General features: G+C 66.2%; 9 protein-coding genes and 1 pseudogene. 4 read left to right on the plus strand and 6 right to left on the minus strand.

What is annotated here, in order from left to right:
* Positions 1 to 36: 36 nt before the first annotated feature.
* The gene (locus tag J8I34_RS12575; protein ID WP_209770064.1) at positions 37 to 885 is read right to left on the minus strand and encodes a TauD/TfdA dioxygenase family protein; all 849 of its coding nucleotides are present in this window, start codon (positions 883 to 885) and stop codon (positions 37 to 39) included.
* Between the two features lie 129 nt (positions 886 to 1,014).
* Between J8I34_RS12575 and J8I34_RS12580 the strand changes: the two are divergent.
* A pseudogene (locus J8I34_RS12580) lies at positions 1,015 to 1,989 on the plus strand (AraC family transcriptional regulator); the annotation flags it as partial.
* Between the two features lie 212 nt (positions 1,990 to 2,201).
* On the opposite strand, the gene J8I34_RS12585 reads toward J8I34_RS12580, so the two are convergent.
* Positions 2,202 to 4,901, minus strand: coding sequence for a winged helix-turn-helix domain-containing protein (locus J8I34_RS12585; RefSeq protein WP_209806177.1), 2,700 nt, complete (start codon positions 4,899 to 4,901; stop codon positions 2,202 to 2,204).
* Between the two features lie 304 nt (positions 4,902 to 5,205).
* On the opposite strand from J8I34_RS12585, the gene J8I34_RS12590 reads away from it, so the two are divergent.
* The 3 genes from J8I34_RS12590 to J8I34_RS12600 all read left to right on the plus strand — a co-directional run bounded on the left by J8I34_RS12590 (position 5,206) and on the right by J8I34_RS12600 (position 8,322).
* Entirely contained in the window at positions 5,206 to 6,228 is a 1,023-nt protein-coding gene (locus J8I34_RS12590) for a hemerythrin domain-containing protein (protein WP_209806178.1), read from the plus strand.
* A gap of 92 nt (positions 6,229 to 6,320) precedes the next feature.
* Entirely contained in the window at positions 6,321 to 7,376 is a 1,056-nt protein-coding gene (locus J8I34_RS12595) for a beta-keto acid cleavage family enzyme (RefSeq protein ID WP_209806179.1), read from the plus strand.
* 187 nt (positions 7,377 to 7,563) lie between these two features.
* The gene (locus J8I34_RS12600; RefSeq protein WP_209806221.1) at positions 7,564 to 8,322 is read left to right on the plus strand and encodes an SDR family NAD(P)-dependent oxidoreductase; all 759 of its coding nucleotides are present in this window, start codon (positions 7,564 to 7,566) and stop codon (positions 8,320 to 8,322) included.
* 86 nt (positions 8,323 to 8,408) lie between these two features.
* Here the strand turns inward: J8I34_RS12600 and J8I34_RS12605 are convergent, their stop codons facing one another.
* The 4 genes from J8I34_RS12605 to kdpC form a co-directional block, all read right to left on the minus strand.
* Complete coding sequence (locus J8I34_RS12605; protein ID WP_209806180.1) at positions 8,409 to 9,221, minus strand: SDR family NAD(P)-dependent oxidoreductase; 813 nt, start codon at positions 9,219 to 9,221, stop codon at positions 8,409 to 8,411.
* A 166-nt stretch (positions 9,222 to 9,387) separates the two neighbouring features.
* Complete coding sequence (gene kdpE, locus J8I34_RS12610) at positions 9,388 to 10,083, minus strand: two-component system response regulator KdpE (RefSeq protein ID WP_209806181.1); 696 nt, start codon at positions 10,081 to 10,083, stop codon at positions 9,388 to 9,390.
* 40 nt (positions 10,084 to 10,123) lie between these two features.
* Positions 10,124 to 12,979 carry a DUF4118 domain-containing protein gene (locus tag J8I34_RS12615; RefSeq protein ID WP_209806222.1) on the minus strand — a complete coding sequence of 952 codons (2,856 nt, stop codon included), beginning with the start codon at positions 12,977 to 12,979 and terminating at the stop codon, positions 10,124 to 10,126.
* Positions 12,980 to 13,041: 62 nt separating this feature from the next.
* Positions 13,042 to 13,677, minus strand: coding sequence for a potassium-transporting ATPase subunit KdpC (gene kdpC, locus J8I34_RS12620; RefSeq protein WP_209806182.1), 636 nt, complete (start codon positions 13,675 to 13,677; stop codon positions 13,042 to 13,044).
* Positions 13,678 to 13,680 lie beyond the last annotated feature (3 nt).

Consider the following 13,680-nt stretch of genomic DNA (forward strand, 5'->3'; position numbering starts at 1 on the left):
TGGAAGGAAGCAGGACGCAGTGCCCGGGCGTGTCGCTCAGAACGGGCGGTCCCCGATCACCGTGGCCCGGTCCATCCGGCGATGACATGGCGGGTAGTCCATGACCGCGTAATGCTGGGTAGAGCGGTTGTCCCAGATCGCCACGCTGTTCGGGGTCCAGCGCCAGCGCACCTGGTACTCGGGAATGTAGGCTTGCGTGATCAGGTAGCGCAGCAGGTCACATGCGCCCGGGTTGAAGTCCTGCCCGAACCGCACGCGCTCCGGCGTATGGAAATTCGTAAAGTGGGTGGTGAAGCCGTTCACGAACAGCACCTTCTCGCCGGTCTCGGGATGCGTCCGGACGACAGGATGCTCGGCGTCCGGGAACTGCGCCTTCAGCGCGTGGCGCTTTTCGATCGGCATCGCCGCGCCGAAACTTGCCTCGATGCTGTGGCGTGCGCGCAGGTCAGCGATCTGGTCCTTGATTTGTTGCGGCAGATTCTCGTAAGCGAGCACCATATTGGCCCACATGGTGTCGCCGCCGACAGGCGGGCATTCCCGGCAACGCAGGATGCTGGCAAGCGGCGGGGCCTCGCGCCAGGTGGCATCCGTGTGCCAGGAATTCTCGTAACGCGGAGTGGGCTCGTCGGGACTCTTGTAGATACGGACCAGCCCCGGATGCTCAGGATCGCTGCCCGCCACCGGATGGTCTTCGAGTTCGCCAAAGCGGCGCGCAAAGGCGACGTGCTCGCCGGCTGTGATGTCCTGGCCGCGCAGGAACAGGACACGGTGCCTGAGCAGTGCTTCACGGATGCCGGCGAAGACGCCGTCATCGTGGATCGCATCGGCGAGGCTGACGCCGACCAGTTCGGCTCCAATGGAACAGGTAAGTGGCTCGACTCGCATTGCGACTCCAAGAGATTGTAGGTAGAGGTCGAAGCAGGAGGGTCGATGCAAGTATTGAAGAACCGGCGCGCGATGCGTTGACATTCCGGGGCAGCGACTTTACATTTTGGGGCACCTGGGGGAACTCCTATGTCTACGCTGCTGCAACAGGTGAACCTCACGGAGTTTGTCGACGTAGCCCGCCAGCTCGGCCTGGATCCCTACCGGCAACTGCGGCAGGCGGGTATCAGCCCGACTGCCCTGGTGGACCCGGAAATGCGGGTGCCCGCGAAGTCGGTCATGCAACTGCTGGAGGATTCGGCACAGCTGGCCGGCCTGGAAGACCTTGGGCTACGCGTGGCGGAAGCCCGGCAACTGACAACGCTGGGGCCCTTGTGGGTGGTGATGCGCGAGGGCGCCACCCTGCGCAACGCACTGGGTGCGATGGCGCGCTATCTGCATTTGCTCAATGAAGCGCTCGATTTGCGCATCGAGGAGGTCGGGGACACCGCGGTTGTCAGGCTTGAATTCCTGGTGTCCCGGGAAGGCTCCATGCGGCAATCGACGGAGTTCGTCATCTGCCTCTGGTTCCGGTTGTTCAAGCTGCTCGCGGGGACGGCATGGAGACCGCGCAGCGTCTGCTTCACCCACGCCGCGCCTGCCAGCCTTGCCACGCATCGGCGCCTGTTCGGTGTGCCGGTGCGATTCCGCCAGGATTTCGATGGCATCCTGCTGCCCGCCGCGGATCTCGACGTGGCCGGCGCGACGTCGGATGCGGCGCTGGGCCGCCATGCGCGCGAATTCCTGGATACCAAGCTGGCGCAATCCGATGCCACCATGCCGGACAAAGTGCGGAAGCTGGTATTCGCGCTGCTGCCCACCGGCGAATGCGGGGCCGAACAGGTGGCCCGGCAGCTTGGCATCGACCGCAAGACGATGCATCGCCACCTGGCTGGCTATGGACAGAACTACATGTCAGTCGTCGATGCCGTCAGGGTCGACCTTGTCACGAGATACCTGAAGAACAACGAACGAGCGTTATCGGACGTTGCGATCCTGGTGGGCTTTTCCTCGCTCAGCGCCTTTTCCCGGTGGTTCTCCACCCGCTTCGGCTGCAGCGTGTCGGCGTGGCGGCGTGGCGGCGTCAGCAAGCGGCGCTGGAAAGTACGCGCTAGGCGCCGCGCGTCACGGGCCGCTATAGAGTCTGCGTTTCGGTGTCATGGACACGTGTCGGGTCCGGTTGGCGCACCGTGGTTGGGACTTTCCGATCATCCGGAGAAGGCGGCCAGGCGCCCCCTGCGCGAAAGAGGAGGCAAAACGCACACGAAAGGGCGGGACTACCCGAGACCCTCCAGCAGCCCCAGCAACTGGGCGCGCCGCACGGCGTGCTTGCGCGAGCCGGCGCTGAGCTTGCCGAACAGGTTCTTCACATGCCACTTTGCCGTGACCTCGCCCACGCCGATGGCCTGTGCGATCTCCTTGTTGGAGAGATTGCGCGCCAGCAGCTCAAGAACCTCGCGTTCCTTGGGGGTCAGCACCGTGCTGGCCACGGCACGCGGCTCCGTCGCCGGGCGTTCGGCGCGGCGCGGCACGCGCGCCGCCGGCAGCGGCTGGCCGGCGCCTGATTCCGCGGCCCCCTCCTCCATCAAGCGCCTGGTCCAGTCGGCCAGCGCCGGATGCGCGTCGGCGAAGGTGCGGGCCAGGCCATAGGTCTGCGCGAGGTTCATGGCTTCCTGCATGAGCCGGCGGCTGTCCTCGCCGCCGCGATGGCGCACGAACGCCTCCAGCGCCATGATCTCGATACGCTTGCGCCCGAGCTTCATGGCCTGGGCCGCAGGCGCCGCGCGGTGCAGCGCATCCAGCGCAGACGGCCAGTCCTGCGCGGCGATTGCCGCGTTGGCGTGTGCCATGGCTTGCATCAGCGCCACATCGCGGCGCCACAGCGGGCCGTGGCCCGCCTCGGCCCCGGCGACCAGTTCGTCAAGGCGGACGATCAGGGCCCGGCATGTCTCGGCACGGAAGCGCCCGGCATGCATCCGCACCTGGTCCGCCAGGCTCGCAATGCAAAGCCGCGGCATCCCGCGCGCGGCGCCCACCGCGTACAACGCTTCGAGCAGGTCGAGTGCGCGGTGCTCGACGCCCTGCACGGCTGCCACGCGCGCAGCGCTCAGGTACGCCAGCAGCGACGTCTCGGCCGTGCCGGCCCGCTCCAGCACGTCGAGCCGGTTGGCGAGCAGCGCGGCCGCCTCGTCGACCCGGTCGCACTCGTAGACCGCCGCGGCCAGCAGCGACGCGAGCATGCAGGCGAGCGGATGGCGGCGGCCGAGATCGGCTTCCGCGCTTGCCAGGGCGGGCCGCAGGATGGCTTCGCTCAACATCACCTGCCCTTCGCGCAGGTAGCTCAGCCCGGTCACGAACTCTCCCCAGCGCGCCGCGTAGCGATGCCCCTCGCCCAGGTCGCCGCGGGGCGCGAGCTGCAGATGGCGTCGCGCATTCCCTGTCTGCCCCTGCAGGATCGCCGCCATTGCCAGGCGATTGGCATGCATCTGGGCGAGGCGCGGGTCGCGCGCGGCGGGTGGCTGGAGCCATGGCTCCAGCAGCGCAAGGCAACGGTCTGGCTGGTCCGCGTAGTAGGCCGCGATGCTCAGGATCAGCGCGCATTCATAGCGCAGGACGGTATCGTCGCCTGCCCCGTCAAGCATGCGCGCTACCAGCGACTCGGCCTCCGCATGGCGCTCGCCCAGCGCGAGCACCCAGGCAGCGGCCAGGCGCAGGCCCGGGTAGCGGTCCAGTTCCGCATCCGGCAGGCGTTCCAGCCATTCGAGCACGGTACCCAGCCGCCCCTGCATCACGGCGTCATATAGCGAGCGTCCTGCCAGCTCGTAGGCAAGGGCATGTTGCCCCGCCGCGTGTGCGTGACGCGCAGCTTCCTCGGTGATGCCGCGCGCGGCGAGCCAGCGCAACGCCCGCATATGCAGTTCGGTCTGCTCCGCGAGTGGCAATTCGGCCAGGCGAGCCTGCAGGGCACTGTGCGCAAGCGCGTGCAGCCGGCACCAGTCGCTGTCGTCCCCGGACACGAAGATCGGTGTCTCGCGGATCAGCCGCGCCAGCTGCTCCGGAGCCTGCCCGGCGCCTGTCAGCGCACGGCACAGGTCCGGATGAACGTGATCCGCGACGGCGATGCGCGTCAGAAAGCTGACGTCGTCGGGCGTGAGCTTGGCGATCAGGCCACCGACCAGGTGCTCGCCTTCATCGGCCGGGCGGGCTGCCATGGCATCCACGACGCTGCGCGGATCGGCGCCGCGCTCCATGGCCGCCAGGAGGAGTTGCAGGCCAAGCGGCCATCCGTCGGTCAGCTCATGCAGGCGCGCGCAACTGTCGGCATCGACCCGGTCGCCGAAGCGGCTGCGCACGAGGGTCATGGTTTCATCGAAGCGGAAACGCAGCGCTTCCGCGCCGATGCCGGTGCATTGGCCGTACGCCGTCAGGTCAACGACAGCCGTGTCGAACCCGCCGCGCACCGCGACCACGATGCGCAGATTGGGCGGCGCATTGTGCAGCAGGTAAAGCAGTGCGGAAAATCCGTCCTGCGAGAGGCGTTCGGCTTCGTCGACGATCAGCACGAGATCCAGCGACGTCTGGGCCACCTCGGCAAGCCAGGCCGTGAGCCCTTCGGTGCTGCCCGGCGCTGCGGCCGCGCCTTCGAGAAGGGTGCGGCCAAAGCCGGGCCGCGCGCAACCTGCGCGGACAGCGAGCACAAGGCACTGCAGGAAATGCAGTGGATCGTCGTGGGTGTCCGCGGAAATCCAGGCAACGCCAGTGCCGCGCGCCAGGAACTCGCGGCGCCATTGCGCAAGCAGCAGCGTCTTGCCGAAGCCCGGTGGTGCCTGCACGACAACCGCGGGCCGGTCGCGCAGCGCTTCGCTGTCAAGGCTGAGGCGCACGCGCGCAAGCAGGTGCCGCGGCGCGCGCGGCGGCATGGTCTTGAGCGCAAGCTCGGAAAACGCGGCACCCGAGCCGCGGTTCACGGAGGTCATCTGGCAGGTACCTGTTGGCTTGGATGCGACGCTCGCCGGGACGCGCATGCCGGGCTGCGTGCGTGGCAATGCATCGTCCGTGGCTTCGCCCTGCCATTGGGGGCGGCGTGCCTGGCTCGAAATGGTGTCTGATTATAGGCACACGACGGGCCTGGCTGGCAATCGCCCCCTCCGCCGAGGAGGGGGCGCATGAGGCGTGCCGCGGCTAGCATGCGTCCAGGTCGAAACGGATCACGAGGTATTCGATGCAATGCATGGACGTGTGCGCGCTGGAGCAGGAATGTGTACTGGCCGGGGTGCCGACATGAGCCGCCCTTGTTCCGATGCCGATGCCGTCACCTGCCGCCATCTGCTGGTTCCTCTCGACGAAACGGATGCATCCATGGCCACCGTCATCGGGGCCATCGAGCTGGCACGCATCGCGGGCGCACGGATCACGTTCGCCTATACGCCGCTCCTCGCTACAGTGCCGCGCGATCATATGAGCCGCGGCCGCGAGCTGCTCGGAAAGGCCGAGTCGGTGGCTCGGGCGCAAGGGGTGCCATGTGCATCGGCTGGCGCACCCGGCGGCGGCGTAGAAGCCGCCATTGTCGCGGCAGCGCGCGAGGCCGGTTGCGACCTGGTCTTCATCGGCAAAGCGAGGACCAGACCGCTCGTCCAGGCGGTGCTCGCGGCCGGTATCCCCGTATTCGCCATGCCGGATCCCGCGCCGATGACGCCAGTGCCGGCCGTCCGCGGCATCCGTGACGAGCACCGCGCTCTCAGTGCCATATTGCGCGCCTGGCTGGACATGCTAATGGCCGCGAACGACCACCGCGCTACCGCGGACGTGTCGGTGATGCGGGGCATGATCCGGTTTATCGAGACCTTCCCGGTCGCGCGCCAGCATCCGCGCAAGCAGGCCTGCCTCTACGGCAGGCTGCGCCGGCGCACCGCCAGGGCCGACGCCGAACTCGACGAACTGGAACGCCAGCATGAACGTGATGCGCAATGGGTCGGCGCACTCGCCGAAGCCGTTGAGCGGTTTGCGACAGGCGGCACGCTGGCCGAGCTGCTGGACAGGGTCGATCAGTATGCGCAGTTCGTCTGGGCGCTCATGGGACGCGAGGAAGGCGTCATCCTTCCGGCGGCGCAGCGCTACCTGACTGACGCGGACTGGGACAAGCTCAACGCCGCGTACTGTACAGCGAACACCGGCACCGCGCCCGGTGGGCATGAGGATCGCCCCTTCGACACACTGCTTGCCTACCTCGCCGGCCTTCCGGATGCCGATTGCGTTGCCCGCATTTGCGCGCAAGCGGAAAGCGAGTCAACGCGGGTCACTTGAAAGCGCGGCCACGCGCATCGGCTCTTGGCCATTGGATCAAGGCTGTCAAACGGGCGTCTACGGACGCGCAATTCATCATCAGGAGGATGAGCATGCAATTTCTCGACGATTCCCTGCACCCGGAGAACCAGGACAAAGTGGTGATCACCGTGGCCCCATATGGCCCTGAGTGGATGCCGCAGGACTTTCCGGAAGACATCCCGGTGACCATGGCAGAGCAGGTGCAGAAGGCAGTGGATTGCTACAACGCCGGCGCCACCGTGCTGCACCTGCATGTGCGCGAACTTGACGGCAAGGGCTCCAAGCGCCTGTCCAAGTTCAACGAGCTGATCGCCGGCGTGCGCGCCGCCGTGCCCGACATGATCATCCAGGTCGGCGGCTCGATCTCGTTCGCGCCGGAAGACGAAGGCGAAGCCGCCAAGTGGCTGTCCGACGACACCCGTCATATGCTCGCGGAGCTCACCCCGAAGCCCGACCAGGTGACGGTGGCGATCAACACCACGCAGATGAACATCATGGAGCTGCTCTATCCCGAGTACCTGAAGGGTACCTCGCTGGAGCAGCCGGCCTACCAGGCCGCCTACCGCGAAATGACCGTGCCGGCCGGCCCGGGCTGGGTCGAAGAACACCTGCGCCGCCTCAGCAACGCCGGTATCCAGCCGCACTTCCAGCTCACCGGCATCCATGCGATGGAAACGCTCGATCGCCTGGTACGCGCCGGCCACTACAAGGGCCCGCTGAACCTGACCTGGATCGGCATCGGCGGCGGCTTCGACGGCCCCAACCCGTTCAACTTCTTCAACTTCATCCACCGCGCGCCGGACGGCTGCACGCTGACCGCGGAATCGCTGCTGAAGAACGTGCTGCCGTTCAACATGATGGCCATGTCCATGGGCCTGCACCCGCGCTGCGGCATCGAGGACACCATCATCGACCAGCACGGCAACCGCATGACTTCGGTGCAGCAGATCGAACAGTGCGTCCGCGTGGCCAGGGAACTGGGCCGCGAGATTGCCTCGGGCAAGGAAGCGCGCGAGATCTACCGCATCGGCACCTGGTACGACAGCGTTGAAGAAACGCTGGCCGCCCACGGCATGGCGCCCAACCGCCAGGCTGGCATCAGGAACCTGCCGCTGCGCGCCGCCTGATGCGCAAGGCCGCCCGCACGCAGCGGCTCGACTGCGGCCAGGGCGGGCGGCTATCCTGTCCCAACAAACCGGTGCGCATGCTGGCGCGCGGGGCACCACCGCCTTGTACGCCTTGACGCATAACGATCACGGGGCGACGTGTTCATGGCACGATCGCCCCGAACCCATTGCCGGAATCGGAGAGATCATGGACCTGAGGTTAAAAGGCAAGCGTGCAATCGTGACCGGCGGCAGCCGCGGCATTGGCAAGGCGATTGCGCTGCAGCTAGCACAGGAAGGGGTGGATGTCGTGCTCGCCGCGCGCGGGAAAGAAGCGCTGGATGCGACTGCCGCGGAGCTCGCGGCGCTGACCGGCCGCCGCATTGTGCCGCTGACGGTCGACACCGCCGACAAGGCCTCTGTCGACGCCATGGTGGAGCAAGCGATTGAAGCCCTGGGTGGCATCGATATCCTGGTCAACGCCGCGGCTCTGCCAGGCGGCATCTCGCCGGCCACACAGCTGGACCAGATCGTCGATGCGCAGGCACTCGAGGATATCGACATCAAGGTCATCGGCTATCTTCGCACCGCACGGGCGCTGGCTCCGCATCTGGCCGCAAATGGCTGGGGCCGCATCATCAATATCGGCGGCCTGGCGATCTACCATACGGGCCGGCCAGTGGCCACGCTGCGTAACGTCGGCGTGGCGGCAATCACCAAGAACCTCGCTGATGAACTCGGGCCCAAGGGCATCAATGTCACGGCAGTCCATCCCGGACCCACCCGCACCGAGAAGACCGACGCGGCAACCGAGGCGTGGGCGGCGGCCAGGAGTAGCCTCGGCCGCATGGTCGACGCCAGCGAGGTCGCCTGCGTGGTGACCTTTCTTGCGTCACCACTGAGTGTGGCAATCAACGGCGAAGCCATCCCCGCCGGCGGCGGGACCCCCGGCATCATCCACTATTGAACGAACCCTGAACTGCCGACGGCAGTCTCGCCGTGCTGACCCGCTTCAGATGGGGCCAGGCCGGCAGGCTGCCAGTTGCGCTGACGTCAGTGGCCCTGTTCCTCCTGGAGCCGCTGGCGCAGTACCGCGCGCAGATCTTCGCCGTAGCCGGTGAGGGTGCCGCCATCCACCGCCAGCATCTGGCCTGTGATCATGTCTGCACGGTCGCTGGCAAGGAAGGATACCGCTTCGCCGATCTCCTCCGGCTTGCAGAACCTGCCCAGCGGTACCGTCCGCCTGATCAGCGCCTCGCGCTCCTTCGGGCTTGCATACGCTTCAATGGCTGGCGTCAGGATGCCGCCGGGGCACACCGCATTGACGTTGATACGCTGGTCCGCCAACTCCCATGCGAGGTGCTGCGTCAGTCCCGTGACCGCATGCTTTGACGCGGTGTAATCCACGCTGCTGAAGTAAGCCATGCGGATGCCGGCGATGGAGTCGATATTGACGATCTTGCCCTTTCCCTGCGCCTTCATGGCAGGGATGACCGCCTGGCAGCAGAACAGGATGCCCTTGGCGTTCACCCCCATCACGCGGTCCCAGTTCTCTTCCGTGACGTCGCACACCAGCGCGGAGGCGCCGCCGACGCCCGCGTTATTGACCAGGATATCGATGGCGCCGAACGCCTCCAGCGTCTGGCGGGCCATCGCCTCCGTGTCGGCCTTCTTGCTGATGTCGGCGCGGATGGCGATAGCGCGCTTGCCGTCCGGATCGATGCTGGACGCGACGCGCCTGGCGGCGTCAAGGTTTATGTCCACCACGGCGATCGTAGCCCCTTCACGCGCCAGCACGCGCGCTATGCCCTCGCCGCCGCCCTGCCCGCCGCCCGTAATGATTGCAACCTTGTCCTTCAGCTCCATTGTCATCTCCTTGCGATCTTGCGTCGGATGTCGATACCGTCGGCCTTTGGGCCGATCTCGGCAAGTATCTAGCAACAACGCGGAGCGTTTTGACAATCCGGGGCATCAGATTGACATTTCGGGGCGGCTAGGGAAATCACGAAGCTCAATCCATCGCTTCCCGATCCTATCCCGTGAAGCGGTAACCCAATCCGACCTCAGTCAGCAGATGAGCGGGTTGTGCCGGGTCAGCTTCAAGCTTGTGCCGCAGGTGTCCCATGTACACCCGCAGATATTGACTGCTTTCCGCCTGCGAGGGACCCCAGACCTCGCGCAGCAGCTCTCGGTGCGTCATGACTTTGCCACGATGCGCAATCAATACCGCCAACAAGCGATACTCGATTGGTGTCAGATGCACAGCCTGGCCGGAACGCGTGACCATTCGGCTGGCCAGATCGACGTGAACGTCGCCAAACGTGATCTGGTAGGCCCCTTGCGGATTGGTCCTCGCATGGCGGCGCAGCAGGACGCGCAGACGCGCGATCAGCTCCGCGACGCCAAATGGCTTTGTCAGATAGTCATCGGCACCCGCATCCAACGCACCAACTTTGTCGGCCTCTCCACTGCGAGCGGACAGCACCAGAATCGGTACATTGGTCCAGGTTCGCACCTCACCGATCAACTGCACGCCGTCGCCGTCCGGCAGCCCCAGGTCGAGAATGACAAGGTCTGGCTGGCGCGTCCCTGCCTCGATCAGTCCGCGCTTGAGCGTTTCTGCCTCACATACCGTGCAGCCCTCCGATTCCAGCGTCGAGCGAACAAAGCGCCGGATATGAGGCTCGTCTTCGACAAGCAGGATCGTTGGGGAAAAATCAAACGGCATGAACTCCTCTCCTTGGGTTCTCCATGGGTATAGCGCAACTTCAGGCATCCGCCGGCTCAGGCTCTACCGGTGGTGGATTGCCACGTGGCAGTGCGATGGTAAAGCGCGCCCCCGCCTGGCCATCGGGGCGCACCGGAAGATCCGGACGCTGGCCAGGTTCTACCCAGATACGACCGCCATGCGCTTGCATGATCGCCTCGCAAACGGCAAGGCCCAGGCCGACGCCTGCCGTGGCAGATTCGCGCTCGCCACGCGTGAACTTTTCGAAGATCTGCCGTTCCTTGCCCCTGGGCACTCCCGGGCCGTCGTCCTCCACCGAAATCCGGATGTCATCCTGGACAACTGCGGCCGAGATCCGGATTTCGGTGCCCACCGGTGTGTATTTGGCCGCATTCTCCAACAGGTTGCATAGCACGCGGTCGATCAGGACCGCGTCGCATTCGACCAGCGGAACGGTCGACAGATCTGCCACCACGACGCGATGGCGCGCCAGCGCGTCGCGCATCGACGCAAGGCTGGCACCGACCAGTTCCTCCACCGACTGCCACTCTTTGTTGGTGCGGACATCCCGGCTCTGCAGCCTCGCCATATCCAGCAGATTGACCACCATCGTCCGCATCCGCCTGGCCTGCTCGAGCATCGCGGATACTGTCTGGTCCAACGATGGCGCCAGCGGTGGATCGCTGCGCTGCATGGTCTCGGCCATGCCGATCAGGCTGGTCAGGGGAGTACGCAGGTCATGGGACACAGCGGCCAACAGCGAGCTGCGCAGCCGCTCCGACTCCATCGAAAGCAGGGCCCGCTGCGCGACTTCGACATAGTGTAGCCGCTCGATGGCGATGGCGATCAGCGTGCAGAACACATCCACCTGGCGTCGCAGCGCCGGCTGAGCAAGAGCCCGCGAAGCCGCGGGTTCGACCGCCAGTACGCCTCGCGTCTGCATGGGTGCCTTGAGTGGCAGGTACAGCACGGTGCTGCCCGGCAGCGTGTGCGTGCCAGTGCCGGCTGGCTGGCCATGCGTGAAGACCCATTCGGCCAGTATGCGGTCAATCGAATCGGTGCGCACGGTCGCATCGTGCTGACCGGCGTCCGACACAGGCGGCAGCAGCCGTCCCTCCGGCGACACCAGGAAAAAGGCAGAGCTGGCGTCGAACGCCGCCCGCAGGAAGCGGCTGCCGATCGAGACGATCTGGTCGGGCATCAGTGCGGCGGACAACTCGCGCGCCAACTCGTACAGCGTGCGCGCGTCTTCCTCCCGCTGTACGGCCAGGCGGGCCTGCTCACGCAAGCCGGCGGTCAGTTGTCCAATGACCAGGCCGACCGAGAGCATTACCAGGAAGGTCAACAGGTACTGCACGTCGCTCACGGCAAACGACAGCCGCGGCGGTACAAAGAAGAAGTCAAAGGCGGCCACGGACAGAACGGACGAGAGCGCGGCGGGCCCGCGGCCATGACGCAGCGCGACCCCCACCACTGCCGCCAGGAACAGCATGGCGATGTTAACGACATCGAACCACGGGAATGCCAGCGCCGACAACGCCGTGGCACAGGCGCACCAGACCACCGCCCAGGCGTAGTCCTTAAGCGTTGCTCCATCCTCTGACCCGCCCGGTTCCGCTTCTTCCGTCCCGTGGCGCGGCCGAATGTCGGCGCGCGTGGTATCGGCGGCGACCCGGATGATGTCGATTTCCGGACAGCCGATTGCCAGCGCGTCGGCAAAGCTGCGTCGGCCAAACAGCCAGGCCGGCGCGTTAACAAAGGGGGACAGCGCGAGCGCCAGCAGCGAACGGGCCCGTTCCGCCAGAGAGGCGCCGCCACGACGCCAGTCCGCCGGCGCCCTTCCAATCACGACCTTGGTCAGGTTGTGGCGGCGCACGTAGCCGACCACGGCCTGTACCATGTCGTTGCCTGCCAGGGTCTCCGTACGTGCGCCAAGTTCCTCGGCCAGACGCATGGCCGCTTGCAGGCGAGCTTTGCCGGCAGTGGATGGCGGCGCCAGCCGCGGTGTGGCGATCGTTACCACATGCCAGTCACAATCCAGTTGCCCCGCCAGACGTCGCGCACTCTTGACAACCTGCTCGGCATCGTCGCCGCTGCCGATGCAGGCAAGAACCGCTTCGCGTGTGCGCCAGACCGCTTGCACGGCTTCTGCCTGCCGCCAAGCCCGCACATCGTCGTCGACACGGTCAGCGGTACGCCGCAACGCCAACTCGCGCAGGGCTATCAGGTTGCCTTTGCGAAAGAAATTGCGCGCCGCATGCCGGGCCTGCTCCGGCAGATAAACCTTGCCTTCCTTCAACCGGCGCAGCAGTTCATCGGCCGGCAGGTCGACCAGCACGACTTCGTCCGCGCTATCGAAGACCGTGTCCGGCACGGTTTCCCAAACGCGGATGCCGGTGATGCCTCCGACCGCTTCGTTCAGGCTGTCGAGATGCTGGACATTGACGGTGGTCCAGACGTCGATGCCGGCGGCTTGCAGTTCCTGAATATCCTGCCAGCGCTTGGGGTGGCGGCTGCCGGGCGCGTTCGAATGCGCCAGTTCGTCAACCAGGATCAGGGCAGGATGGCGGGCCAGCGCCGCGTCCAGGTCGAACTCCTTGAGCACGCGCTCACGATACGGCACGTCCTTCATCGGCAGCCGCTCGGTCCCGGTGATCAGCGCTTCCGTCTCCGCGCGGCCATGGGTCTCCACGATGCCGATGACGACATCCGTGCCCTGCTGCACCGCGGCTCGCGCCGCCGTCAGCATGGCGAAGGTCTTGCCAACGCCAGCCGACGCGCCGAAGTACACTCTGAGCCTGCCGCGCGCTGCCCGCTCTCCTTCAGCCTGCACGAGCTGGAGCAGCGCGTCCGGGTCCGGACGCGCGCTGATCTCGCGGAATTCTGCATCAGACATGAGCCGGCTCACCCCTGGCCTGGCAAAGGCCACACTGTTTCATCCCTGATATGTTCACCGCGTCATCGGTTCGGCGCAACACCATCCAGCGCGAGGTTCAGCTTCAGCACGTTCACGCCAGGATCACCCAGCACCGCCAGCAGCGGCGCTTCGGTATTTGCGGCAATCAGCTGCCTGACCTGCTCGAGCGGGATACCCCTGGCGCGGGCTACCCGCGCCGCCTGGTATTCGGCGGCAGCCGGACTGATATGCGGATCCAGGCCGCTGCCCGATGCCGTGACCAGGTCCACGGGCACCGGGGCCTGGTTATCCGGCTCGGCGGCACGCAGCGCCTCAATGCGGGCGCGGGCAGCATCGGCCAGCGCGGGATTGCTGGGGCCGAGGTTTGACCCCGCCGACGCCGAGGCGTTGAACGGCATCGGCGCCGTCGCGGACAAGCGGCCCCAGAAGTATTTGGGGTCTGAGAACGGCTGGCCAATCAGCTCGGATCCCATTATCTTGCCTTTATTCTCGATCAGCGAGCCGGCGGCCTGGTGCGGGAACACGGCTTTCGCGATGCCGGTGATCACGCCCGGGTAGAGCAGGCCCGTAATCAGCGACAAGGCGACAAATATCACGGCCATCGGCCGGACCAGCCCGCCCTGCACCGGCGCCGGGGACGCCGAAGTCGGCTGTGGAGAATGCGCTTGAGGATTCATGAG

Origin of the sequence: Cupriavidus phytohabitans (assembly GCF_017815025.1) — a bacterium.
Classification (GTDB): domain Bacteria; phylum Pseudomonadota; class Gammaproteobacteria; order Burkholderiales; family Burkholderiaceae; genus Cupriavidus.